This is a genomic window from Microbacterium sp. TPU 3598, from assembly GCF_002356155.1.
Classification (GTDB): Bacteria; Actinomycetota; Actinomycetes; order Actinomycetales; family Microbacteriaceae; genus Microbacterium; species Microbacterium maritypicum_A.
This window is the reverse complement of the sequence record NZ_AP017975.1, coordinates 298,574-320,331: the sequence shown is the minus strand read 5'-3', so window position 1 is coordinate 320,331 and position 21,758 is coordinate 298,574. Positions and strand designations below refer to the sequence as shown.

The window sequence follows — 21,758 nt, the reverse complement described above, 5'->3', positions numbered from 1 at the left end:
GGCGCAGTCGCATCGTGCAGCGATTCAGGCCCCGCCAAACCGCTCCCCCGAACTCACCTGCTGCGCCACCCGCCGCAAGGCCAGCAACAACGGCTCCACCAACACCGACCCCAACACCACGTACCGCACCGCGGCCTCCGCAGACTCCTCCGGCACCCCCGCGATCTCCGCATCCGCGATCCGCCGCATGCTCGCGAGGTACTCGTCCATCGCCGCATCCGGAACGGTGAAGCCGACGCGCTCCAAACCCTTCAGCGCCCGCGCGACCGCATACAGCACCGCCTCGTCGCACATCCCCGGCTTCCACCCGAGCCCCGCCACGAGCGCCTCAGCGTCAGTCAGATCCAACGAGTCATCCACCGCCGGAGTGATCGCCGCATGTGCCGCCCCCAGCAACTCGTGCGCACTCGCCGGCGGATCGTCCAGCGCCCCGAGCACCCGCCGCGTCTCGGCAATGCTCACCCCCGCGTCGAGCAATGCCCGAATCACGCGCAGCCGCTCCACGTGCTTCTCCCCGTACGCGGCCTGAGTCGCAGACGACCGCTCACCCTCGGGCAGCAGACCCTCGCGCAGGTAGTACTTGATCGTCGGCACGGTCACGCCGGTCTGGGCTGACAGTTCGGAAATTCTCATGGCCACCTCTTGACTTCGATAGTAGCGCTATCCATTATGGATAGTGAAGCTATCCAATCAAGGAGACATCATGTCGAAAGTCATCACGGGCCGCATGACCCACCGCCACGAGGGCGAGCTCGTCGTGTTCCACATCGGGATGCAGATCAACCGCTGGTGGCGCCCCGACCTGTGGATGCCGGCCTTCTTCGCCATGCCGGGGATGCTGCGCGAGCTCAGCACCGACCCCGACTCGGGCATGCTCGGCTACCACCTGCTCTTCGGCTCGGGCGGACCCTACGTCGTGCAGTACTGGTCATCGGTCGACAAGCTCTACGCCTACGCGTCCAACCCGACGCAGGAACACCGCCCCGCCTGGACGGCCTTCAACCGCGCAGCCCGCAAGGCTCCGGGAGCGGTGGGTGTGTGGCACGAGACCTTCCGCGTCGACACCGCCGAGAGCGTGTACGTCTCGACGAAGCCGATGGGGCTGCCGAAGGCCACGGAGCTCGTGCCCGTCGGTAAGCGTCATGACCGGGCCCAGGCGCGGTTCGCGGATGGGCGGACGGATGCAGCGAAGCCTCTCGCCTCACCCCCTTCCCCCTGACCCCCGCCCCATACACCTGAGCGCACCTGCCAACCCCGCTTCCGCCGCGCCCTCCGCCGGACCGGTCGAAGCCAGACGGCGTGCGCAGCAGGAGTAACGTCTTACACGACGGCGGGGATGGTCAGTGAAGGAGCAGTGATGAAGATCGCAGAACTCAGAGATCAGCCGAGAACAGGCACAGCCGGCCAGCACACAGCGAACGAGACGGTCTCGTGACGGCTGAACGCGCCCGCGGCACGTCGCGCGAGCGAGCCACCGTCGTGGCGATGATCCTCATCAGCGCCGCGCTCCCGGTGGTCGCCAACCTGCCGGTGTTCCAGAACCTGGTGTGGGCCTTCTGGCTCGCAGCCCTCGCCCTCATCATCGGTGCGTCGGCGTTGCTCGTGGGCGTCACCCGGCGTGAACGACGACGTTCCGACGAGTCCTGAACCTCGTCACCACCGAAGAAGCCACTACCCTCGCACCATGCCCACCGATCGCCCGCGCGCCTGGATCTTCGACGTCGACGGCACCCTCGCCCTCATCGGCGACCGCTCGCCCTACGACATGCGCAAGGTGTCGATCGACACTCCGAACCACCCGGTCGTGGTCGCCGCCCAAGCCTTCGCCGCGCACCCCGACGTCGACGCACTCATCGTGGTCTCGGGCCGCGACGAGACCGCCCGCCGCGCCACCGAGGCTTGGCTGACGTTCAACGAGATCCCTTTCGACCGCCTCCTGCTCCGCCGCACCGGCGACCAGCGCGCCGACGACATCGTCAAGGCCGAGATCTACGACGCCCACATCGAACCGCACTTCACCGTGATCGGCGTGGTCGACGACCGCCGCAGCGTGGTCGAGATGTGGCGGTCTCGCGGGCTGGTCTGCTTCCAGGTGGCCGAAGGGGACTTCTGAGGCGCACCCGGTCGGAGTACAGCGACTTCGGCGCGGTCCATCATTTTCCGGATCAGTGTCCTGTGCGCTGGTGGTCGTCCGTCGTCTGGGTAAGTAGATGTAGAAAGACCTTGAGGAGAACACACATGCGCTACGTACTTTTCATCTGCACAGACCCGACCGCTGAGCCCTATGTCGAAGCCGAGGACAACGCCGGGGAGTGGGTGGCGTCGCTGCAGGACAGCGACTCCTACGTTCTGGGCGACCGCCTGCGGCCTGTCGAAGACGCCACAACCGTGCGCGTCCGCGCCGGCGAGCGGATCGTGGCCGACGGACCGTTTACCGAGAGCCGCGAATGGATCGCCGGGTTCGACGTGATCGACGCCGACGACCTCGACGCCGCGATCGAGATCGCCGCCGCGCACCCGATGGCCCGGTTCGGCCTGGTGGAAGTGCGCCCCGTGTGGCCGCTCGGGTCGACGATGTGACCACACTGGAAGAGCCGCCTGGCACGCTTACGGATGCCATGGCCGCCGTCCGGCACGTGGCATCCATCGAGTACGGCCGTGTGGTCGCGAGCGTGATCGGCACAGTCCACGACTGGACTCTCGCCGAAGACGCCGTGCAGGACGCCCTGGCTCGAGCCGTCGAGCGGTGGCCAGGCGGCGGGGTTCCGGCGAACCCCGCCGCCTGGGTCACGACCGTCGCCCGCCGCCGCGCGATCGACCTCGTCCGACATGCGGACGCCGAGCGCCGGGCGGCGGCCCGCCTGGAGCACGAGCCGCACGAAGGCATCGACGCCCACGAGGCCGACGACGCATTCCCACATGGGGACGAGCGGCTGAAGCTGATCTTCACCGCCTGCCACCCCGCGTTGACCCTGGAAGCCCGCGCGGCGTTGACACTCCGCACCGTCCTGAACGTGTCGATCGAACAGCTCGCCGGGATCTTCGCCGTCGCCCCCGCGGCGATGGAGAAGAGACTCGTGCGGGCTCGGGCCAAGATCGCGCACGCGAACATCCCGTACCGCGTTCCGGACGCCGCGCAGCTCGACAGTCGGAGCGCGAGCGTCTGCGAGGTCCTGTCCGCCCTGTTCACCATCGGCTACTCCGATCCGACACTCCAGCCCGACCCCGGCGCCGAGGCCATCCGGCTTGCTCGGCTGTGCCGACAGCTGCTCCCCTCGGACTCCCCGGCTCGACTCGAGTTCACGGGGCTGCTCTCCCTCCTTCTTCTTCAGCACTCCCGCCGCGCGGCACGCACGACCGCCGACGGGTTGTCCGTGCCGTTCGACGAACAGGACCGTGGACTGTGGGATATCTCCGAGATCGAGGAGGGGCTGCGACTTCTCGACGACGCCGTCGAGAAGGCAGCACGGGCGGGCATCCATGGCGGGCGGCACCTCATCCGCGCCACCGTCGCGGCCGAGTACGTCCGCCCCGCCCCGGGGATGGAGATCGACCACGCCCGCATCGCCGACCTCTACGGGGTGCTGGAGCAGGTGGATGCATCGCCGTTCGTTCGCCTGAACCGTGCGGTCGCCGTCGCGAACGCGGGACGACCGCACGAAGCCCTCGCGCTGGCGGAGGCGCTCGAGAGCTCGCTGGGAGGACACCACCTCTACTCAGCAGTGCGGGGAGATCTCCTGCAGCGCCTCAAGCGCGTCGAAGAAGCGAGCTCAGCGTTTCGCGATGCCGCACGCGCCGCCCCGACAGAACGCGAGCGGCTGTCGTATGCCCAGCACGCTGACGACATCGCGTCGGCATCGACCTAGCCTTCACCAGAGAGTCCGGCCTACCCCAAACGAGGTGACCTCGAGGCTGCAGATTTTTGCCCTACCTACCCGCGGCGATCTTCTATCGCCCGAATGATTGGTTCAGTGACCTCGCGCAGTTCGCTCGCTGTTCCGCCCTCGGCGAGATGCGCGATCAGCGCCTGCTCGGCAGCCCCCCGGTCGACGCCATCGGGCAGCCCAAACGCGAGCACGTCGAAGTCTCGCTCGTCGTAGTGAGGCGCCGTTGCTCGCACGCGTCCAAGCTGAGGGTCTCACTCTTGACATGCATATAAGCGCGCAGCTCTGGGTCGAATCCCGAGCCGCCCACGTACGCGATCCCGCCGCCCTGTACGTCGAGCCAGACGTAGAGCCAAGATCCACTCGGCTGAACTTGGCCATTCCGGACCGCGACGACGCGTGGGGAGCTGAGGCTCATCCGCCAACCATATTCGGCGCCCGTCGACCTTTGTCAGACGCGCCCAAGTTGGTGAGGTCTTTCGCCCTCGATTCACTCCCCGTGACCCAGACTCCAGCTTTCAACCCTCGCACGCCCCGGCTGTCCGTCACGGCCTGTCCACCGAAAGGAGGACAGACAGGGGACACGCCCCCAAAGTAACGTCTTACACGTCGGCGGGATGATCAGCGAAGGAGCAATGATGAATATCGCCGAAATCATGAGCAGGTCGGGAAAGGGTACAAGCGTCCACAGGCTGACACTTGTCGCGCTGGCGGGGCGTGCCGCTCTTCTCGCCGTCGCAGCGGCAGCCTTGTCCGTTGGTGCCGCCTCTTCCGCGATGGCAGCTGACTCCATCGATGATCTCAGCACACTCGAGGTCATCGAATCGGCCACGCCTGGAACAGAGCACGCAGATGTGCTCGCCCTGCAAGAGAGCGCGAACACCGAGGACTACATCGCGGATATCCCCGAGAGGGATACGGTCATCACGATTCCAGGAGACGCCTCCGCGGGCGTCGCACTGGATCAGGGCGGCGACGTCGTGACTGTCGGGCTCCCCAACGCTTCGGAGGCTGCGCGTGGCGTTGCTGATGCAGACGGCCTCATCCACTTCGACAACACCGATGGATTCACCACCGTCCCCCTGGTTCGCAAAGACGGGATAGTCCAGATCACGACTCTCATCGAAACCGCATCAGCCCCGACGGTCTACGAGTATCCGATCACCGTTGCGGACGGTGGCCAACTCGTCGACGCAGGAGACGGGTTCTTCGCCGTTCTTGACGAGGCTGGCCAGCCGGCAGCGATGATCGATCCGGCCTGGGCGAAGGACGCCAACGGTCGCGACGTGCCCACCCGGTACGAGCAGCAGGGGAACACGCTAGTGCAGGTCGTGGAGCACAGCGCGGACTTCGCGTATCCGGTCGTTGCGGACCCTGCTGTCCGGGGAAACCTCATCACCGACGTGAAGCTCAGCTGGAGCAGCTACGGCACCACCGTTGGAGTCACCCCCCGCTCTGGCTGGGCGATCACGCCGTTCTCCAACTGGTGGGCGGAGTACAAGCTCTGGGTGAGCGCGCAGTACGAGGGCAACAAGTTCTACAACCAGCTTCGATGCCACGTCGACATCGCCCCGTTCAAGTCGCCGTGGAACCTCGACGCCTGGCGGCCCGACGTAAGCTACAGCAACGTCTTGGCCGCAGGATGCAACCCGTAGGAGCGATCGTGAAGCCGCAAACGAGACGAGCAATGGCCAGCATGGGATTCGTCGGTGCCGCCGTCATCGTCCTCGCCATTGTCATGGCGATTGCCGAGGGCTACATCTCAGACGCGGAGCACACGACGGGAAACCTCGCACCCGCTGCTCTGACTGGCTTGCTGGGCGCATGTCTCATGCTCGTCGGGTTCGGGAGCATTCTCTTCCGAAAAGAGTGACCAAGGGCCTACAGCTCTGCTCATTCGGCCCCGCTACCCGTCAGGGTGGCGGGGTCGTCTCATGCTCGGCACCGCGCTCGCGAGGCTGTACTAGTCCGTCGGGTTCCACAGGCGTGAGACGAGCGTGCTCCGGTTCACCCCGGCCGCGGACTAGTTACGCCGCAATCCCCCGCAGCAACCGCACCACCGTCTCCTCCACGCGTTCCGTACTCAACGGCTGCCCGATCAGCGCAGAATACGACGCCATCGCGATGAACTGATCCGCGATCGCGGCCGCATCCACGTCCGCCCGCACGTCCCCGTCGGCACGCCCGCGCGACACACGTTCGGCCACCCACTCACGGATCGGCGCCGCCAGCCGCTCGTTCAACACCAACCCCAGCTCGGGATCGGCCGCGGTCACCTCGATCAGCGCCCGCGCCAGCGCCACGCCCTCGGGGCGAGCCAGTCCGGCACTCATCGCCGAGAACCACGCCCGCAGATCCGCTCCGAGGTCTGCCGTCATCGGCACCGACACCTCGGCTCCCGGCAGCACCCCCTCGAGCAGCGCCTCTCCGAGGATCGCGGCCTTCGACGGCCACCACCGATAGATCGTCTGCTTCGAGACCTCCGCTTCGGCGGCGAGACCCTCGATCGTCACGGCCTCGTACCCGTCTGCGGCGAGCGCACGCCGCATCGCCTCCAGCACGGATCGACGGGCTTTCTCACTTCGAGGACGGGGCACCTTTCGAGCGTACCCAGGCGTACACTGGAATATAAGTAGACGCACCGTTGCGAAACCTGCACGGGACCCGAACAAGGAGAAAGAGCATGGCCCTCACCGCACACTCCACCATCGGCGACTGGATGAACGACCCGACCGGCGGGCCTCTCATCCGCGGACTCTTCGAGAAGACGGGCGCCGACCCCGAGCTGCTCACCCCCGTGCTCGGACTCCCCCTGCAGCAGCTCGTCGCGATGAGCCAGGGCCAGCTTCCCCAGTCGGTCGTCGACGACCTCGTGCGCGCGGCCAACGGCGGCGAGATCCCCGAAGACGACGCCTCCGAAGGTTGGACCGAGAAGCCCACCTCCGGCCGCTTCGCCGGCAAGACCGTGATCGTGACGGGCGCCGCCTCCGGTATCGGCAAGGCCACCGCCTCCCGCATCGCCCGGGAAGGCGGACGCGTGATCGCCAGCGACATCGCCGCCGAGAAGCTCGACGCCCTGAAGTCCGAGCTTCCGGATGCGGACATCGTCACGGTCGCGGGCGACCTCACGAAGCAGGATGCGATCGACGCCGTCCTCGCCGCCGCGGGCGACCGCATCGACGGCCTCGCGAACGTCGCCGGCATCAACGATGACTTCTCCCCCGCGGGCGAGACCCCGGATGCCGTCTGGGACCGCGTCATCGCGATCAACCTGACCGCTCCGTTCAAGCTCATGCGCGCGGTCATCCCCGTCATGGAGGCGGCCGGGCGCGGCGCGATCCTCAACGTCTCGAGCGAGGCGGGCCTGCGCGGCAACGCCTCGGGCAACGCCTACACGGCCAGCAAGCACGGCATCATCGGCGTCACCAAGTCGGCGGCCTTCATGTACGGGCCGAAGGGCATCCGCGTGAACTCCGTCGCCCCGGGCGGCGTCGCCACCGGCATCCCGATGCCCCCGCACATGTCCGAATACGGCTCGGGCCGCCTCGCCCCGTTCCAGCAGGCCATCCCGACCGTGGCGACAGCCGAGCACCTGGCGGCCTCGATCACGTTCCTGCTGTCGGACGACGCCGTGAACATCAACGGCGCCATCCTCGCCTCGGACGGCGGATGGTCGGTGCAGTAAGCCCGCACCCGCGAGATCAACACGTTGCAGCCCTCAGCACTCCTTCGAGCTCTGCGACCGAACTCGCATCAGCCTGAATCGATGAACGGAGCGTTGACCGACCGAGAAGAGCACTGCCCTCTGTCTTCAGCAAGCGGTGGGCGGCCATTGGCAAGCTTACGAAGAGCAGCGCGGGAGTTCGCGCGTGAGTCGTACCCTATGCTGGCAGTGTTCAAAGGAGAAACACGTGCAGCTTTCCAAGACGTTTGTCGCTGGCCTTGACCTATCCGGCGCCGCCCGGGAAACAGCGAAAAGGCCACTCCTGCAGATGCCTCTTCTGATATCTGAACGTGCCCTCAGCGATGCGACCGACGAACTTTTTAGACAAACCGCCGCGATGGCCGAGCGTGGATTCATTCCCTCTGTCGAAGTAATTTCAATGCCGAAGAGTAGCTACGGACCTCGACCTATTGGGGTACTCTCCCCCGAGGCTCGCACGCTGTACCACGCCCTCGTCTCCAAGCTCGGACCGAGCCTCGCGGAATCATCACGGGATCAAGGGTTGGGAACACATAAGGGCTTCGGTGTTGAGCTTGAGCGACCAGTCGAGGAGCGAATCGTCGACCTGGACATCGCGGCTTGCTACGAGTACATTGCCCACGATCTACTCGCCGACGAACTTATGCTTCAGGGAGCTGACGCTGAAAGCGTCCAGTCTCTCGTCGAATTCCTGGGAGCCATCTACTCACGGGGGCTCGGAATCCCCCAAGCCCTCGATGTAAGCCATTCGCTCGCAGACACTTACCTCCAGAGAATGGACCGGGGCATCCTTAGAGCTGGGTACGACGTCAACAGGTTCGCGGACGATTTCCGAATCGTTGCCGCCTCGTGGGCGGCAGCACACGAGGCTATTGAATTCGCTGTTGAAGAGGCGCGACGAATCGGGCTAACCCTGAGCGACGGCAAAACCCACATTCGCAAAGCGGAAACCATCCGGATGCAGGAACAGGAACGGACTGACCTGCTCGACCAGTACAAAAGCGACGCGCGTGATGAGCTGCGCTCCATCGAGGTGATTCAGGTTGGCTATGAGGACTTCGAGATCGAAGAAACCGACGCAACAGACGAAGAAGTCGACTTCAGTGCACTAACCCGTATCGTGAAGGACTGGTTCGAGAGCGACAGGGACACTCGATATAAGCACGGGTACCTCGGGAGCCAGGCCCTTCGCGGACTTCGGAAGGCGCCTGACCGCCTCGATACGGCCTGGCTCGTGGAGATTGTGCGGCGCGAGCCCGCCCGCCTCCCGGTCATTGCTATCTATCTACTCGGCCGCAAGGAGGCCGACCAAAATTGGGATGCCCTCTGCGAACTGACCAGACTTGATCGCCTCAGCCCGTGGTCACGGTTGTGGTTGCTGCGGACCTCAGAAGAGCTCCATACTGCCTCGGGATTTCAAAGCGACGCCTTCTACCAGTGGGCAGCCACCTGCCTAGACGACAAATTCGAGGTTGTGCGCGCCGAAGCGGCCTGGGTGCTCGCCACAAAAGGGCTGCTTACCATCGAACGCGTTGCTCGTCTGTTTATCGAAGCCACCGACGTGAGCCGACTTGGGCTGGTTGCGACCGCGGGCAAGATTGACGGTACCACCCGGTCAAAGGTGGGAGCCTCTCTAGCCCGAGAATCCCGTCTTGCTCGGTGCGCCTACGACTGGGGCACGGCATATGCGAATTAGTTCGGATATCACTCACGCAACCGAGCGCGCCGCACATCGCCTCAGTCAGTTGACAGGGATAGGCAAGGGAGCCGGAACGGCTCCACATGCGGCGGCAACGATCTCCGCGAGCGTTTCGATTGCTGAGATGCGTATCGACGAAATGATCGATGCCCTGATTGAAGCCCACCCGCACACCAACTCCGACTTCGGCTCCTATGTCGTGGAGCGCTCACGCTCGGGGTTTCACCATACATGGAGCAGCCGTATCGAGGTTCTCAGACGAGGGTTCCGCGTATCTCCAGCGTCAGAAACTGTCAGCCAGAAGTTTGATCAACTCGTCGATGTAAGGAATGCGATCGCACACGGAGACGGCCACCTCACGACCCTTCAGACATCTAGGACAGCCGCCGGCATCGATCTGCGGCGCAACATTGAGAAAACGTTCGGAATCGTAGTCGCTGGCCGGAAACTACATCTGAATCCAATGGCCGGGATGATCGGTACCCGCGTAGCCCGTGACTACCTGCTGGCGGTTGACGTCGAGTATTCGAAGGCTCTTCTGCAAATCGGGCGTTGACAGGTATTCGTCCGAGAAGCGCGGATCGCCCTTCGGCGTGGGTATGCGTCAGTCATCCCCACCGGACTGGGCCGACGATCCTACAATCATACTTGTGCGATGCAATATATGGAGAGAGTCGCACATTTGATGTCATTACGCATTTGTATGGGTCATTTGCATGCTGATATTCCAGCTCTCCTGGGCACCCTCCACCTACACTCGACGTCATGCTGAAGCTCGTGTCGGTCGTGATCCGCGTGAACGACCTCCCTGCGCAGTCCGCGTTTTGGAAGGCAGCCCTGGACTACGTCGAACGTGATCCGGCGGACGACGACTGGGTGGTGTTGAAGCCGCGCGACGCCGACGCTCCCTGCATCGCCCTCGACGCCCACCACTCCGAGCGCATACTGCCTCCGCGCATCCACCTCGACATCTACGCGGAAGACCAGAGCGCCGAAGTGCGACGGCTCCTCGACCTGGGCGCACGCGAGGTGCACTGGGACGGCCGCCCGGCCGACGCCGACTACGTGATCATGGAAGATCCCGAAGGCAACCGCTTCTGCATCGTCGACCGGCCCGACTGGGCGGGCTGGGGCGGCAGACGTTGAATCGGGCCTCGGGCCATCCGCGCGACCTGTCGCACATTCCGGACCGAACGATTCACTGTTCCGCGCGAAAGCTGACCCCGACCCTCTCGCCTTGCGAGAAGTAGTGCCGGAACGTGTAATACACCGGGTTCCAGGCGTCCAGGTCGATGTGCGAGGTTCCCGGCACCGTCAGCGCCCGATGCACGTGCGTGCGCAGGACCTTCGCGTGGACGATGGTGGCGTCTCCGTCCTCACCCAACGGCGTCATGTTCGTGACCCGGGCCTCCATCTGAACGGGGCATTCGGCGATCCGCGGGGGCAGAACCACCCCGCTCGGCCGTGGAGTGAATCTGCCGAGCGTCCACTTGTCCGGCTCATACCTGTACTTCTCCCGCTTGTGGCGCGGGACTTCGGCAACCCCGGTGGTGTCGGCGATCCTCTCGATCGACTCCCACAGCGCGGCGTCGGGCAGGTTGATGACCAGCTCACCGTTCTCGCGGAGATTGCGCATCGCCCGGCCCGAATTGCTCAACCCCAAGACATAGGTGTCATCCAGAGCCCAGGCTGAGGAGATGGGAGTGATGTTCGCTGTTTCGTCTCCCGGCATCAGCGTGCTGAGCAGGGCGACGGGGGTCCCGAAGTAGAACACGGAGGGTTCGATTGCCAGAGTCGGGTTCATGAGGTCCAGTCTGTGGCGGGAACGTTTCGGGCTGGACCGAACAATGCCGGCGATAAAGTTCTTGCGATGAAAGGAACGAGTAGTCCGGAACTGGCGGCGACGGCCGCCGTCTTCGCCAACGACGCCCGCGCGTCGATGCTGCTCCTGATGCTCGATGGAAGGGCATGGACGCTCACTGAACTGTCCAAGACCGCCGACATCGCTCGGTCGTCAGCGAGCGAGCACGCCGACAGGCTGCTGGACGCCGGGCTGGTCGAGGAGATGCGGCAGGGACGGCATCGCTACCTCCGGCTCGCCGGCACCCGCGCCGCTGAACTGGTCGAGTCGCTCGCAGCATTCTCCGGTCGCGTGCGGCCCGCCAAGCAGTCACTCGACGCCCAACACCGTGACCGCGCCATCAGGGAGGCTCGTACCTGTTACCGCCACCTCGCGGGCAGACTCGGCATCGCACTCACCGACGGTATGCACGCGAAGGGCTTGATCGAGTCGGATTTCTCACTCACCCCGCCGGGACTAGCCTGGCTGACGTCGCTCGGTATCGACCTGCCGAAGCATCCGAAGCGCACTCTCACCCGTCCGTGCCTCGACTGGACCGAACGCCGCGAACACCTGGCCGGGCTCGCCGCAGACATGCTCCTCGCGACGTTCAAGAACAAGGCATGGATCGAACACGTTCCATCCAGCACCCGCGCGGTGCGGCTCACCGCCGCGGGACGGGAAGGTCTCGCGGACCTGCTTCCGACAGACCGCTTCTGATGGCACGCCCTAGTGGGCCCCGGCCAACATCCGGTCGACCCAGAGCGGATGCGGCAGCTCTGCGACTTCGGCGCGCGTAAACCATCCGACCTCGACGACCTCGTCTTGATCGGGCACAGGCGGATCAAGCAGTTCGCACGCGAACGCAGTCGACACGTACGACACGCGATCCCCGTTCGGATACGTCACGACGAGCGATTCGCCACCGAAGGCGCCGACGATCCCCGTGACGCGGATGCGGGCGCCGATCTCCTCCTGCACTTCGCGGACGATTGCCTCGTCCGGATCCTCCCCCGGCTCGACCCCACCACCGATCAGACCCCATTCCTCCGAACCCGCCGTGCGCGCGAGAAGGAAACGATCGCCCTCGCGGATCACCGCGGTCACCCCCGGCAACAGCAACAGGTCTTGACCGATCCGCGCGCGGATCGACCGGACATAGTCGGAAAACGGCATGGCGGGAGTCTAGGTCGCCGGGATGCGGAGCGGCCGTCACACCTGACCGGGCCGCCCGTCTCTCGCCATCGCCTGACGGTGCGATGTCAGCGCCGCGCGCACGGCCGAATAGATCACCAGCCAGGAGACGAGGATCCCGATGAGGATGTACGCGAGGTTCATGAGGATGAAGGGTACGAGCGAGTCGGAGAACATCGCCCCAGGATGCCGCACCCCGTGCACCTGCCCGGTCAGACTCCCCGCATCCGCGCCACGGCCGCCCGCACCAGCGCGGCGTTCCCGGGCGCGGGCGCACCGTCGGGGAGCAGCAGAGTGTCTTCCAATCCGATGCGCGAGGCCAGCCCGAGCTCGACAGCGAGGTCGAACACGGGCCACGTCGAGCCCTCTTCGCCGTGGAGCAGGATCGGCAGGTCGGGCTCTTCGAGCTCGACGTGCGCGATCATCCCCTCGGCGTGGTCGCGCAGCAGCTCGGTCGGTTCATCGGGAAGCTCGATCAGCACCCGTAGGCACTCACCTCTCACCGGCGAACGCTTCCACACCTCGAAACCGGCCGCGTCCCACAGACCGGCCTCGACCGCGACTCCACGCTTCAGCAGCAGGGCGGCCACATCGTCGGCACCGGCCTCGTGCCAATTGACCGATGCGTGATCGGGCAGCTCCGTCCACGACTCGATCGCGGTGAGACGACGCGCGACATCGGGCTCGGCCCACGCCCCCGTGGTCACGCCGACCGGCACACCGGGAATCGCGGTCCGCACTGCCCGCACCCACCGCGCGACATCGTCGGCGGTGAGACTGTCACGACCCGCCGCATCCTTCGGGTGCACGTGCACCTCCTGCGCTCCCGCAGCCACCGCACGCGCGGCGTCGTCGGCCACGACCGAGGCATCCGCGCTCAGCCACGGGTGCTCGACCGCATCACGGGCGCCGTTGACACATACCTGCAACTGCATCCGACGCGCAGACCGGGCAGGAGGGTCGGAGTCCGACACCACCGTCATCGACCGATCAACTCGCGCGGGTGCAGGTCGTACGCGGAGGAGTCGGCCGACGGGCCCTCTTCCGTCCGCACCGTGTGCTCGACCTGACGTGCGACCGCCGCGCTGCGACCGACCTTGACCGCCTCGGCTTCGCTCTCGAAGCTGCTCCCCAACGTCTGCGATTCCCCTTCGATGCGGTTGAACCAGATGCCGTTGCGGTGGAACGTCTCGATGTCGCCTGCAGCCATGGCGGGATCCCTTCTCTCGTATCCCTTTCTACGTGAGACCACCGACACGACAGAGGGGCTTGACAGCATCCACGGCGCCGCCCGAGCACCCCCGGCTCAGACCCTGAGACCCGCCCGGCGCACGGCATCACCCATCGCCACGAACGACTCTTCGAGGATCGGACGCGGTGTCGCGAAGACCACCCGAACATGACCCTCGGCGCCACGCCCGAGCAGCCGCCCCTCGGTCAGCACGACCCCGGCCCGCTCACGAAAGAACTCGGCCGGCGGCTCAGGGATCCCCAGCGTGGAGGTGTCGATCCACCCGATGTACGTCGCCTCGGGCACGCGATACACAGCCCCGGGAAGATGCTCGTCCACCAGCCGCGCGAGCTCGTGCCGCGATCCGTCGAGGTACGCGATCACCTCCGTCAGCCACGGCTTTCCCGCCCGATACGCCGCCGTCGAGGCCACCACGCCGAGGGTCGCCGCGCCATGCTGCACCGCGAACCCGAACCGCTTGTACAGCTGCTGGTCAGCATCGTTCGAGGTGATCAGCTGCGCGGTCTTCAGCCCCGGGATGTTCCACGCCTTCGACGCGCTCGTCCCCGTGACCGTGTGCGCGGCCGTCGCCGCCGACACCGACGCGTAGGGCACGAACGGCGCACCGTCGTAACGCAGCGGCGCGTGGATCTCGTCCGCGAAAACCCGCCCGCCGTGCCGCTCGACGATCTCGGCGATCGCCTCCAGCTCCTCACGTCCGACGATCGTGCCGGTCGGGTTGTGCGGATTGCAGAGCACGAGCGTCCGCGCCCCTGCAGCGAACGCCTCGTCGATGCGCTGCAGATCGTGCTGCCAGCGTCCGTCGATCTCGACGCCGGGGACCTCGATCACCGGATGCCCGATCGCCGGCAGGTATGTCAGGAACGGCATGTACGCCGGAGTCGGCACGATCACGGGCGACCCCGCGGGCGCATACTCCTGCACCGCGACACCGAGCGCCGCCATCACGTCCGAGACCGGATGCACACGCTCGGGGTCGACCGCCCAGCCGTACTCATCCTGCATCCACTCGGCCGTCGCCTCCCCCAGCTCCGCGGCCTGAGGAGGGGAGAGGTAGCCGAGATTCTCGTCGTCGATCGCGCGATGCAGTGCCTCGGCGATCTCGGGAGCGACCCCGAAATCCATCTCCGCCACCCACGCCCCGATGCGACCGGGATGCAGACTCCACTTGCGACTCTGCGGCCGATCGAGGAAGAGACGGGTGCGCGCATCGAAGGGATGCGACGGTCGCGAGGAACGGTCCGTGGCCATGATCTGGGTTTCCGCCGGGCTCAGCCGACGGCGTCGATACAGGACGCGTGCAGGACGCGGATCTCGGACACGGGGACTCCATTCGCAACGGCTCCGACCAATCTACGGACACCGCTGCGCCGTCGCATTTCGCGTTTCCATCCGTGACGCGATTCCGGGCCCCGCCGAGAGACGGCCAGCCGACGGGGCCCCGGCCGGGGCGTGAACAACTCCGGAGACTCGCCCCGCAGATGGCTCGAATCCCCTCTCAGAACCGAATCTGCAGAACTTCTCCTGAGTTGTGCACGCGACCCCCGGGAGCGCCCGGAACCGAGGCTCAACCGGCGACGTCGAGCACCCAGGTCACGCCGAAGCGGTCGGTGAGCATGCCGAAGCCGGCCGACCACGCCGACGCGGCCAACTCCAGCACGCGATGAGTCGGCTCGCTGCGCACCCCTCGCTCGGGTCGGCGCGCTGCGAAGTGGTGACGGAGATTCCCGAGATCCGCGCCTTCCCTCTTCGGAACCACCCGTACCTCGTCTTCTACACCGACGACCCTGATGCTGTACGAGTGCACCGCGTGCTTCACACGCGGAGAGACATCGCCGCCGTCCTCATCGACCGACTCTGACTCCGCATCCCGCGGAAGAGCGGCCCCACCCACGCCGGTAGACTGGACCTGCCCCGCCGGCCCCTTCCTTTGGAGTGCGCGTGACCACCGCCCCTGCACCTTCCCACCAGCACGTCCCCGACTCCGTCGAGAACGCGATCGCGACGCCCGAGAAGGAGCAGCCGTACGCGGCCCTCGGACTCAAGCCCGACGAGTACGCGCGCATCAAGGAGATCCTCGGACGCCGCCCCACCTCGGGCGAGCTGGCGATGTACTCCGTCATGTGGAGCGAGCACTGCTCCTACAAGTCGTCGAAGAACTACCTGCGCCGCTTCGGCCAGAAGGTCAGCGACGAGATGAAGGAACGCCTGATGGTGGGCATGGGCCAGAACGCGGGCGTCGTCGACGTCGGCGAGGGCTGGGCCGTCACCTTCAAGGCCGAGTCGCACAACCACCCGTCGTTCATCGAGCCCTTCCAGGGTGCGGCGACCGGCGTCGGCGGCATCGTCCGCGACATCATCTCGATGGGCGCCCGCCCGGTCGCAGTCATGGACGCCCTGCGCTTCGGTGCAGTCGACCACCCCGACACCGCCCGCGTCGTGCACGGCGTGACCAGCGGCATCAGCTTCTACGGCAACTGCCTAGGACTCCCGAACATCGGCGGCGAGACGGTCTTCGACGCCGTCTACCAGGCCAACCCGCTCGTGAACGCCCTCGCGGTGGGCGTGCTGCGTCATGAAGACCTCAAGCTCGCGAACGCGACCGGCGTCGGCAACAAGGTCGTCCTGTTCGGTGCGCGCACGGGTGGCGACGGCATCGGCGGCGCGAGCATCCTCGCGTCCGACTCCTTCGACTCGACCGGCCCGACCAAGCGCCCCGCGGTGCAGGTGGGCGACCCGTTCGCCGAGAAGGTGCTCATCGAGTGCTGCCTCGAGCTGTACCGCGGCGAGCTCGTCGAGGCGATCCAGGACCTCGGTGCCGCCGGCATCTCGTGCGCGACCAGCGAGCTCGCGGCCAACGGCAACAGCGGCATGAAGGTCTCGCTCGACAACGTGCTGCTGCGCGACCCCACGCTCACGGCCGAGGAGATCCTCATGTCGGAGTCGCAGGAGCGCATGATGGCGATCGTCGCGCCCGAGAAGCTCGATGCCTTCCTCGAGGTCGTGAACAAGTGGGAGGTCGAGACCTCCGTGCTCGGCGAGGTCACCGGTGACGGACGCCTCATCATCGACTGGCAGGGCGAACGCATCGTCGACGTCGACCCCTCGACGGTCGCGGTCGACGGCCCCGTCTACGACCGCCCGGTCGCCTACCCGACGTGGATCGACGCCCTCCAGGCGGATGCCGCCGAGAACCTGCCCCGCGCGACCGACCCGGAGACGCTGCGCGAGCAGTTCCTGAACCTCGTCGCCTCGCCGAACCTCGCAGACACGAGCTGGATCACCAACCAGTACGACTACTACGTGCTCGGTAACACGGCCCTCTCGTTCCCCGACGACGCCGGCATGATCCGCGTCGACGAGGAATCGGGTCTCGGCTTCGCGGTCTCGACCGATGCCAACGGCCGCTACTGCCAGCTCGACCCGTACGCGGGCGCACAGCTGGCCCTGGCCGAGGCGTACCGCAACGTCGCCGTCACCGGCGCCGTGCCGACCGCGATCACCGACTGCCTGAACTTCGGCTCTCCCGAGAACCCCGAGGTCATGTGGCAGTTCGGCCAGACGGTCGACGGCCTGGCCGACGGCTGCTACGAGCTGGGCACCCCGGTCACCGGCGGCAACGTCTCGTTCTACAACCAGACCGGCGACGTGCCGATCCACCCGACCCCGCTGGTCGGCGTGCTCGGCATCATCGACGACGTCTCGCGCCGCATCCCCTCCGGATGGCAGGACGAGGGCCAGAACATCTACCTGCTCGGCACCACCTCGACCGAGCTCTCCGGCTCGGCATGGGCAGAGGTCGTGCACCAGCACCTGGGCGGTCTGCCCCCGAAGGTCGACCTCGCGGGCGAGAAGCGCCTCGCCGGTCTGCTGTCGGCAGCCCGCGACGAATGGCTGATCTCCTCGGCGCACGACCTCTCCGAGGGAGGCCTCGCGCAGGCGCTCGCCGAGGGCGTCATGCGCTTCGGCGTCGGAGCTCGCGTCTGGTTGAACGAGATCATCGAGCGCGACGGAGTGGACGCCGCAACCGCCCTGTTCTCCGAGTCGACCGGCCGCGTGATCGTGACCGTGCCCCGTGAGGATGACGTGAAGTTCCGCGGCCTCTGCGAAGGACGCGACTACCCGGTGATGCGCATCGGCGTGACCGACAGCGAGGGCGCGAAGCTCGAGGTGCAGGGCGTCTTCACCGTGTCGGCCGCCGAGCTGCGTGAGCGCTCGCAGGCCACCCTCCCGTCGTACTTCGGCCCGACCGTCACGGAGCAGGTCAGCGCATGAGCGAGGTCAGCCGCCAGAACCCGAACGACGAGGACTACGGCGACCTTGGCGAGAAGCGCAACCGGCGCATCCGCATCGTCGCCTGGACCGTCATCATCGCGCTCATCCTCGGCGGTGGCGGCGCGACCGTGCTGACCCTGCTCCTCGGCTGAGACACGGGACAGCACCTGCCGCTCAGCGGGTGAAGAGGTACCTCGTCAGCTCGATGATCCCGTCGGGTCCGTGGCTCTCCCGTCCGAGCGACTCCACGATGATCGCGCCGAGGATCGCCCGACCGATCTGCGCGATCGGTGCATCCTCCGGCAGCTGACCGTCGCGGATCCCGCCCCTCAAGCGCTCAGACAGGTGCTGCTCGACGCCCAGGCTTCCACCGAGGTGCGCACCGACCGCAGCATCTTCGGCGGCAGCCGCGACCAGCGACTGCAGCAGGGCCTGACCCTGCGTGCTCGCGAGGATCGTGAAGACCGACTGCAACCACGTCTCGACGTCGGCGAACAGGTCGCCCGTGTCGGGCACGACGAAGTCCACCGGGATGAGACGTCCGTCCACGAGACAGTCGGCGATCAGCGCGCCGCGCGACGGCCACCAGCGGTAGATCGTCTGCTTGCCGACCCCGGCTTCCTTCGCGATGCCCTCGATCGTGAGCCGGTCGTACCCCTGCGCATGGAACAGTCGGGAGGTCGCATCGAGGATCGCCTCGCGCGCCGCCGTGCTGCGCACGGGCCCGCTCCGGTGCTCGTTGACCATGGATTCAGGATAGCCACAGATCTCTAGACGAGACGTGCCGTATGATCTTCGAGTCTGAAGGAGACCACTGTGGCATCACTGCTGTACCGTCTGGGTTCGTTCGCTGCACGCAAGACGTGGACGGTGATCGTCTCGTGGGTCCTGATCCTCGGTATCGGCGTGGGAGCCTTCCTGACCCTCGGCGGCACGCTGAGCAACAGCTTCGACATCCCCGGCACCGCCTCGGGCGCGGTCACCGACGAGCTCGCCGACAAGCTGCCCGACACGGCCGGCGGCACCGGCACGGTGGTCTACCGGACCGAAGACGGGTCTCCGTTCACCGACGACCAGAAGAAGGAGATCTCCGACCTCGCCGCGAGCGCCGAGGATCTCGACGGCGTCGCCGGGGTGATCGATCCGTTCGACGCGCAGAAGCAGCAGGACGAGCAGGCGCAGCAGCTCGCCGACGGCCAGACCCAGATCACCGACGGCCGCGCGCAGCTGGATGCCGCCCAGACCCAGCTCGACGACGGACGCGCGCAGCTCGAAGCCGGGCTCACACAGCTCACGGCGGCCCGCACCCAGGCCGAGCAGTCCGGCGCCGGGTCCGCACAGCTCGCCGCCCTCGACGCGCAGATCGCCGCGGTGAACGCCCAGCTGGCGCAGGTCGCGGCCCAGAACGCCGAGCTCGACCAGTCGCGCATCACCCTCGACGACAACGCCGATCAGGTGGAGCTGGGCTCGACCCTCCTCGATCTGGCCGACGGCATCGGCGTGGTCTCCGAAGACGGATCGACCGCCATCGTCAACATCTCGTTCGTCGACCCGCGCCTCGAACTCTCCGAAGAGGTGAAGCAGGGCGCGATCGACCACTTCGCATCCTCCCCCGTCGACGGTGTCGAGGTCGAGTTCGGCACCGACATCGCACAGGGCGTCCCGGAGATCTTCGGCATCGGCGAGGCGGTCGGCCTCGCATTCGCGGCGATCGTCCTCATCGTGATGCTCGGCTCCCTCATCGCCGCCGCCCTCCCGATCGTCACCGCCATCGTCGGTGTGGGCGTCGGCGTCACGGCATCCCTCGCCTTCTCCGGCGTGGTGAACATGGCCTCGGTGACCCCGGTGCTGGGTGTGATGCTCGGGCTCGCGGTCGGCATCGACTACTCGCTGTTCATCGTCAACCGACACCGCAAACAGCTGCTCGCCGGGGTGCCGGTGCGTGAATCCATCGGCCTCGCCACGGGCACCTCCGGCACGGCCGTCGTGTTCGCCGGCACGACCGTGATCGTCGCACTGCTCGCCCTCAACGTGACCGGCGTGCCCTTCCTCGGCCTCATGGGCACGGTCGGTGCGGTCTGCGTCGCGGTGGCCGTGCTCGTCGCGATCACCCTCGCCCCCGCCATCCTCGGCCTCGTCGGCACGCGCCTGCTCAGCCGACGAGCGCGGGGAACGATCGGCCAGGAGCACGCGGCAGGCAAGCCCGTGAAGCGCATGTCGACCCTCCGCGCCGTCGTCACCGCGCTCGTGAGCGTGGTCGCCCTGCTGATCATCGCCATCCCCGCCATGTCGATGCGCCTCGGGCTGCCCGACGGATCGAGCGAACCGAGCGACTCGACCAGCTACCGCGCGTTCCAGACCGTCGACGAGCAGTTCGGCGAGGGCGCGAACGGACCCCTGCTGGTCACCGCGACCCTCGACGATGCCGTCAGCGACGACGACCTGCTCTCCACGCAGGTCACGATCGCCCAGGCCATCGCCGACCAGGACGACGTGGTGGCCGTCGCGCCGATCGCGACGTCCGACGACAACACGCTGCTCGCGTTCCAGGTCGTGCCGAAGGAGGGACCGAACAGCGCCTCGACCGAGAAGCTCGTGCAGGACCTGCGCTCGATGCCCGCGATCGGCGACGGCATCACTCTGGGCGTCGCCGGACAGGCCGCGATCAACATCGACATCTCCGAGGCGCTGGCCGGAGTCCTGCCGCTCTACCTCGTGGTCGTGGTCGGGCTCTCGCTGCTCATCATGATCGTGGTGTTCCGGTCGCTGCTCGTGCCCATCATCGCAACCGGCGGGTTCGTGCTGTCGCTCTTCGCGACGTACGGCCTGATCGTGGCGGTGTTCCAGTTCGGCTGGGGCGCCGAGATCATCGGACTGCACAGCACCGGGCCGATCCTCAGCTTCCTTCCCGTGATCCTCGTCGGCATCCTGTTCGGACTCGCGATGGACTACCAGCTGTTCCTCGCCTCCGGCATGCGCGAGGCGTACGTGCACGGCGCCTCGGCGCGGGATGCCGTCGCCCAGGGCTTCCGCGCCGGCCGCTCGGTCGTGATCGCCGCCGCCCTCATCATGGTGTCGGTGTTCGGCGGGTTCATCTTCTCGGAGTCGACGATCATCCGCTCCATCGGCTTCGGTCTCGCGTTCGGCGTGCTGCTCGACGCGTTCGTGGTGCGCATGCTGCTGATGCCCGCGCTCATGCACCTGCTCGGACGCTCGGCCTGGTGGCTGCCGCGCTGGCTCGACCGCATCCTGCCGAACGTCGACATGGAGGGAGCGGCGCTCGAACGCGACCACCCCGGCATGAAGGCCGTGGCCGTTCCGACCACGACCGACTCGGTGCCGACGCGGGAGACATCCGCCTGATCGGGATCTCGGAGACACCTCGCCCGGCGGAGTTCTCCGTGTTGGGAGGAGGGTTCGGGGCGAAGCTTCCGCCCGACACGGAGTTCTCCGCCCGACAGGGAGCCCCGACACAGTGCCCCGCACGGAGCACGACCCCGACGTCAGAGGCCGTGCCTAGAGTGGGCGCATGACTGCCGAAGCCCGGGAACGCCTGCTCGCACTGCGCGCCCAGGCCGAGGCGCGGGTGCAGGCGACGGCGGCGACCCTCGATGAACTCACCCACGACCGCGCGGGCTCGAACGACGACGACGAGCACGACCCCGAGGGCGTCACCCTGTCGTCGGAGTGGTCTCGCCTGACCGGGCTCGCAGAAGCAGCCGCATCCGAGCTGCACCAGGTCGACGAGGCGCTGGCGCGGCTGGATACCGGCACCTACGGCCTCTGCGCGAACTGCGGAAGACCGATCCCGGCCGGCCGCCTCGAAGCCCGCCCCTTCGCGGAGTACTGCGTCTCCTGCGCCGAGAAGCTCGGACGGTAGCCCTGACGCGAGGGTCGATCGCGAGTAGCAT

The 21,758-nt window shown here is 66.8% G+C and carries 26 protein-coding genes and 1 pseudogene; 17 read left to right on the top strand and 10 right to left on the bottom strand.

From position 1 onward, the window contains the following. Positions 1-24: 24 nt before the first annotated feature. Entirely contained in the window at positions 25-633 is a 609-nt protein-coding gene (locus MST3598_RS01455) for a MerR family transcriptional regulator (RefSeq protein WP_029259428.1), read from the bottom strand. Between the two features lie 70 nt (positions 634-703). On the opposite strand from MST3598_RS01455, the gene MST3598_RS01450 reads away from it, so the two are divergent. The 7 genes from MST3598_RS01450 to MST3598_RS01415 all read left to right on the top strand — a co-directional run bounded on the left by MST3598_RS01450 (position 704) and on the right by MST3598_RS01415 (position 5,757). Then, positions 704-1,219 (top strand): DUF4188 domain-containing protein, encoded by a 516-nt coding sequence (locus tag MST3598_RS01450; RefSeq protein ID WP_029259427.1) that lies wholly within the window; start codon positions 704-706, stop codon positions 1,217-1,219. A gap of 212 nt (positions 1,220-1,431) precedes the next feature. After that, a complete protein-coding gene (locus MST3598_RS01445) occupies positions 1,432-1,647 on the top strand; it encodes a hypothetical protein (protein WP_029259426.1) in 216 nt (71 codons plus the stop codon). 37 nt (positions 1,648-1,684) lie between these two features. After that, a complete protein-coding gene (locus MST3598_RS01440) occupies positions 1,685-2,113 on the top strand; it encodes a phosphatase domain-containing protein (protein ID WP_029259425.1) in 429 nt (142 codons plus the stop codon). Between the two features lie 125 nt (positions 2,114-2,238). Further along, positions 2,239-2,580 carry a YciI family protein gene (locus tag MST3598_RS01435; RefSeq protein WP_029259424.1) on the top strand — a complete coding sequence of 114 codons (342 nt, stop codon included), beginning with the start codon at positions 2,239-2,241 and terminating at the stop codon, positions 2,578-2,580. After that, the gene (locus tag MST3598_RS01430; protein WP_157749844.1) at positions 2,577-3,866 is read left to right on the top strand and encodes an RNA polymerase sigma factor; all 1,290 of its coding nucleotides are present in this window, start codon (positions 2,577-2,579) and stop codon (positions 3,864-3,866) included. The genes MST3598_RS01435 and MST3598_RS01430 overlap by 4 nt, the downstream gene beginning before the upstream one ends. A 656-nt stretch (positions 3,867-4,522) precedes the next feature. Further along, positions 4,523-5,539, top strand: a complete 1,017-nt coding sequence (locus MST3598_RS01420; protein WP_157749843.1) for a DUF2599 domain-containing protein — start codon at positions 4,523-4,525, stop codon at positions 5,537-5,539. A 32-nt stretch (positions 5,540-5,571) separates the two neighbouring features. Further along, positions 5,572-5,757: a hypothetical protein gene (locus tag MST3598_RS01415; RefSeq protein WP_029259420.1), complete on the top strand. Its 186-nt coding sequence runs from the start codon at positions 5,572-5,574 to the stop codon at positions 5,755-5,757. A 154-nt stretch (positions 5,758-5,911) separates the two neighbouring features. Here MST3598_RS01415 and MST3598_RS01410 read toward each other — a convergent pair whose 3' ends face one another. After that, a complete protein-coding gene (locus MST3598_RS01410; RefSeq protein ID WP_231494449.1) occupies positions 5,912-6,481 on the bottom strand; it encodes a TetR/AcrR family transcriptional regulator in 570 nt (189 codons plus the stop codon). A gap of 86 nt (positions 6,482-6,567) precedes the next feature. Between MST3598_RS01410 and MST3598_RS01405 the strand changes: the two genes are divergently transcribed. The 4 genes from MST3598_RS01405 to MST3598_RS01390 all read left to right on the top strand — a co-directional run bounded on the left by MST3598_RS01405 (position 6,568) and on the right by MST3598_RS01390 (position 10,432). Continuing rightward, a complete protein-coding gene (locus MST3598_RS01405) occupies positions 6,568-7,569 on the top strand; it encodes an SDR family NAD(P)-dependent oxidoreductase (protein ID WP_021200262.1) in 1,002 nt (333 codons plus the stop codon). 226 nt (positions 7,570-7,795) lie between these two features. Continuing rightward, positions 7,796-9,283 carry a reverse transcriptase domain-containing protein gene (locus MST3598_RS01400; protein WP_029259418.1) on the top strand — a complete coding sequence of 496 codons (1,488 nt, stop codon included), beginning with the start codon at positions 7,796-7,798 and terminating at the stop codon, positions 9,281-9,283. A gap of 127 nt (positions 9,284-9,410) precedes the next feature. Beyond that, positions 9,411-9,842, top strand: coding sequence for a hypothetical protein (locus MST3598_RS01395; protein ID WP_029259417.1), 432 nt, complete (start codon positions 9,411-9,413; stop codon positions 9,840-9,842). Positions 9,843-10,051: 209 nt separating this feature from the next. Further along, positions 10,052-10,432, top strand: coding sequence for a VOC family protein (locus tag MST3598_RS01390; RefSeq protein WP_029259416.1), 381 nt, complete (start codon positions 10,052-10,054; stop codon positions 10,430-10,432). Positions 10,433-10,484: 52 nt separating this feature from the next. Here MST3598_RS01390 and MST3598_RS01385 read toward each other — a convergent pair whose 3' ends face one another. Then, positions 10,485-11,090, bottom strand: coding sequence for a flavin reductase family protein (locus MST3598_RS01385; RefSeq protein WP_029259415.1), 606 nt, complete (start codon positions 11,088-11,090; stop codon positions 10,485-10,487). 12 nt (positions 11,091-11,102) lie between these two features. On the opposite strand from MST3598_RS01385, the gene MST3598_RS01380 reads away from it, so the two are divergent. Beyond that, positions 11,103-11,846: an ArsR/SmtB family transcription factor gene (locus tag MST3598_RS01380; RefSeq protein ID WP_197024847.1), complete on the top strand. Its 744-nt coding sequence runs from the start codon at positions 11,103-11,105 to the stop codon at positions 11,844-11,846. Positions 11,847-11,855: 9 nt separating this feature from the next. Here MST3598_RS01380 and MST3598_RS01375 read toward each other — a convergent pair whose 3' ends face one another. From MST3598_RS01375 to MST3598_RS01355, 6 genes and pseudogenes are all read right to left on the bottom strand, one after another. After that, complete coding sequence (locus tag MST3598_RS01375; RefSeq protein ID WP_029259413.1) at positions 11,856-12,302, bottom strand: NUDIX domain-containing protein; 447 nt, start codon at positions 12,300-12,302, stop codon at positions 11,856-11,858. Positions 12,303-12,338: 36 nt separating this feature from the next. Beyond that, a complete protein-coding gene (locus MST3598_RS18345; RefSeq protein ID WP_021200255.1) occupies positions 12,339-12,497 on the bottom strand; it encodes a hypothetical protein in 159 nt (52 codons plus the stop codon). 35 nt (positions 12,498-12,532) lie between these two features. After that, a complete protein-coding gene (locus tag MST3598_RS01370; RefSeq protein ID WP_231479837.1) occupies positions 12,533-13,303 on the bottom strand; it encodes a 3-keto-5-aminohexanoate cleavage protein in 771 nt (256 codons plus the stop codon). Next, complete coding sequence (locus MST3598_RS01365; RefSeq protein WP_021200253.1) at positions 13,300-13,530, bottom strand: DUF2188 domain-containing protein; 231 nt, start codon at positions 13,528-13,530, stop codon at positions 13,300-13,302. Before MST3598_RS01365 ends, MST3598_RS01370 begins: the two co-directional genes overlap by 4 nt. Before the next feature lie 96 nt (positions 13,531-13,626). After that, a complete protein-coding gene (locus tag MST3598_RS01360) occupies positions 13,627-14,823 on the bottom strand; it encodes a MalY/PatB family protein (RefSeq protein WP_029259411.1) in 1,197 nt (398 codons plus the stop codon). A 316-nt stretch (positions 14,824-15,139) separates the two neighbouring features. Continuing rightward, positions 15,140-15,223, bottom strand: a pseudogene (locus MST3598_RS01355) (VOC family protein); the annotation flags it as partial. Between the two features lie 12 nt (positions 15,224-15,235). Between MST3598_RS01355 and MST3598_RS01350 the strand changes: the two are divergent. From MST3598_RS01350 to MST3598_RS18495, 3 genes are all read left to right on the top strand, one after another. Next, positions 15,236-15,433 (top strand): type II toxin-antitoxin system RelE/ParE family toxin, encoded by a 198-nt coding sequence (locus MST3598_RS01350; protein ID WP_081860126.1) that lies wholly within the window; start codon positions 15,236-15,238, stop codon positions 15,431-15,433. 80 nt (positions 15,434-15,513) lie between these two features. Further along, entirely contained in the window at positions 15,514-17,847 is a 2,334-nt protein-coding gene (purL, locus tag MST3598_RS01345) for a phosphoribosylformylglycinamidine synthase subunit PurL (RefSeq protein ID WP_021200250.1), read from the top strand. Beyond that, a complete protein-coding gene (locus MST3598_RS18495) occupies positions 17,844-17,999 on the top strand; it encodes a hypothetical protein (protein ID WP_021200249.1) in 156 nt (51 codons plus the stop codon). Before purL ends, MST3598_RS18495 begins: the two co-directional genes overlap by 4 nt. Positions 18,000-18,021: 22 nt before the next feature. On the opposite strand, the gene MST3598_RS01340 is transcribed toward MST3598_RS18495, so the two are convergent. Next, a complete protein-coding gene (locus MST3598_RS01340) occupies positions 18,022-18,594 on the bottom strand; it encodes a TetR/AcrR family transcriptional regulator (protein ID WP_029259409.1) in 573 nt (190 codons plus the stop codon). A 69-nt stretch (positions 18,595-18,663) separates the two neighbouring features. On the opposite strand from MST3598_RS01340, the gene MST3598_RS01335 reads away from it, so the two are divergent. Together MST3598_RS01335 and MST3598_RS01330 are read left to right on the top strand one after the other, a co-directional pair. Further along, complete coding sequence (locus MST3598_RS01335) at positions 18,664-21,210, top strand: MMPL family transporter (protein ID WP_029259408.1); 2,547 nt, start codon at positions 18,664-18,666, stop codon at positions 21,208-21,210. A 166-nt stretch (positions 21,211-21,376) separates the two neighbouring features. Then, complete coding sequence (locus tag MST3598_RS01330; RefSeq protein WP_029259407.1) at positions 21,377-21,727, top strand: TraR/DksA family transcriptional regulator; 351 nt, start codon at positions 21,377-21,379, stop codon at positions 21,725-21,727. The last annotated feature ends 31 nt before the right edge of the window (positions 21,728-21,758 follow it).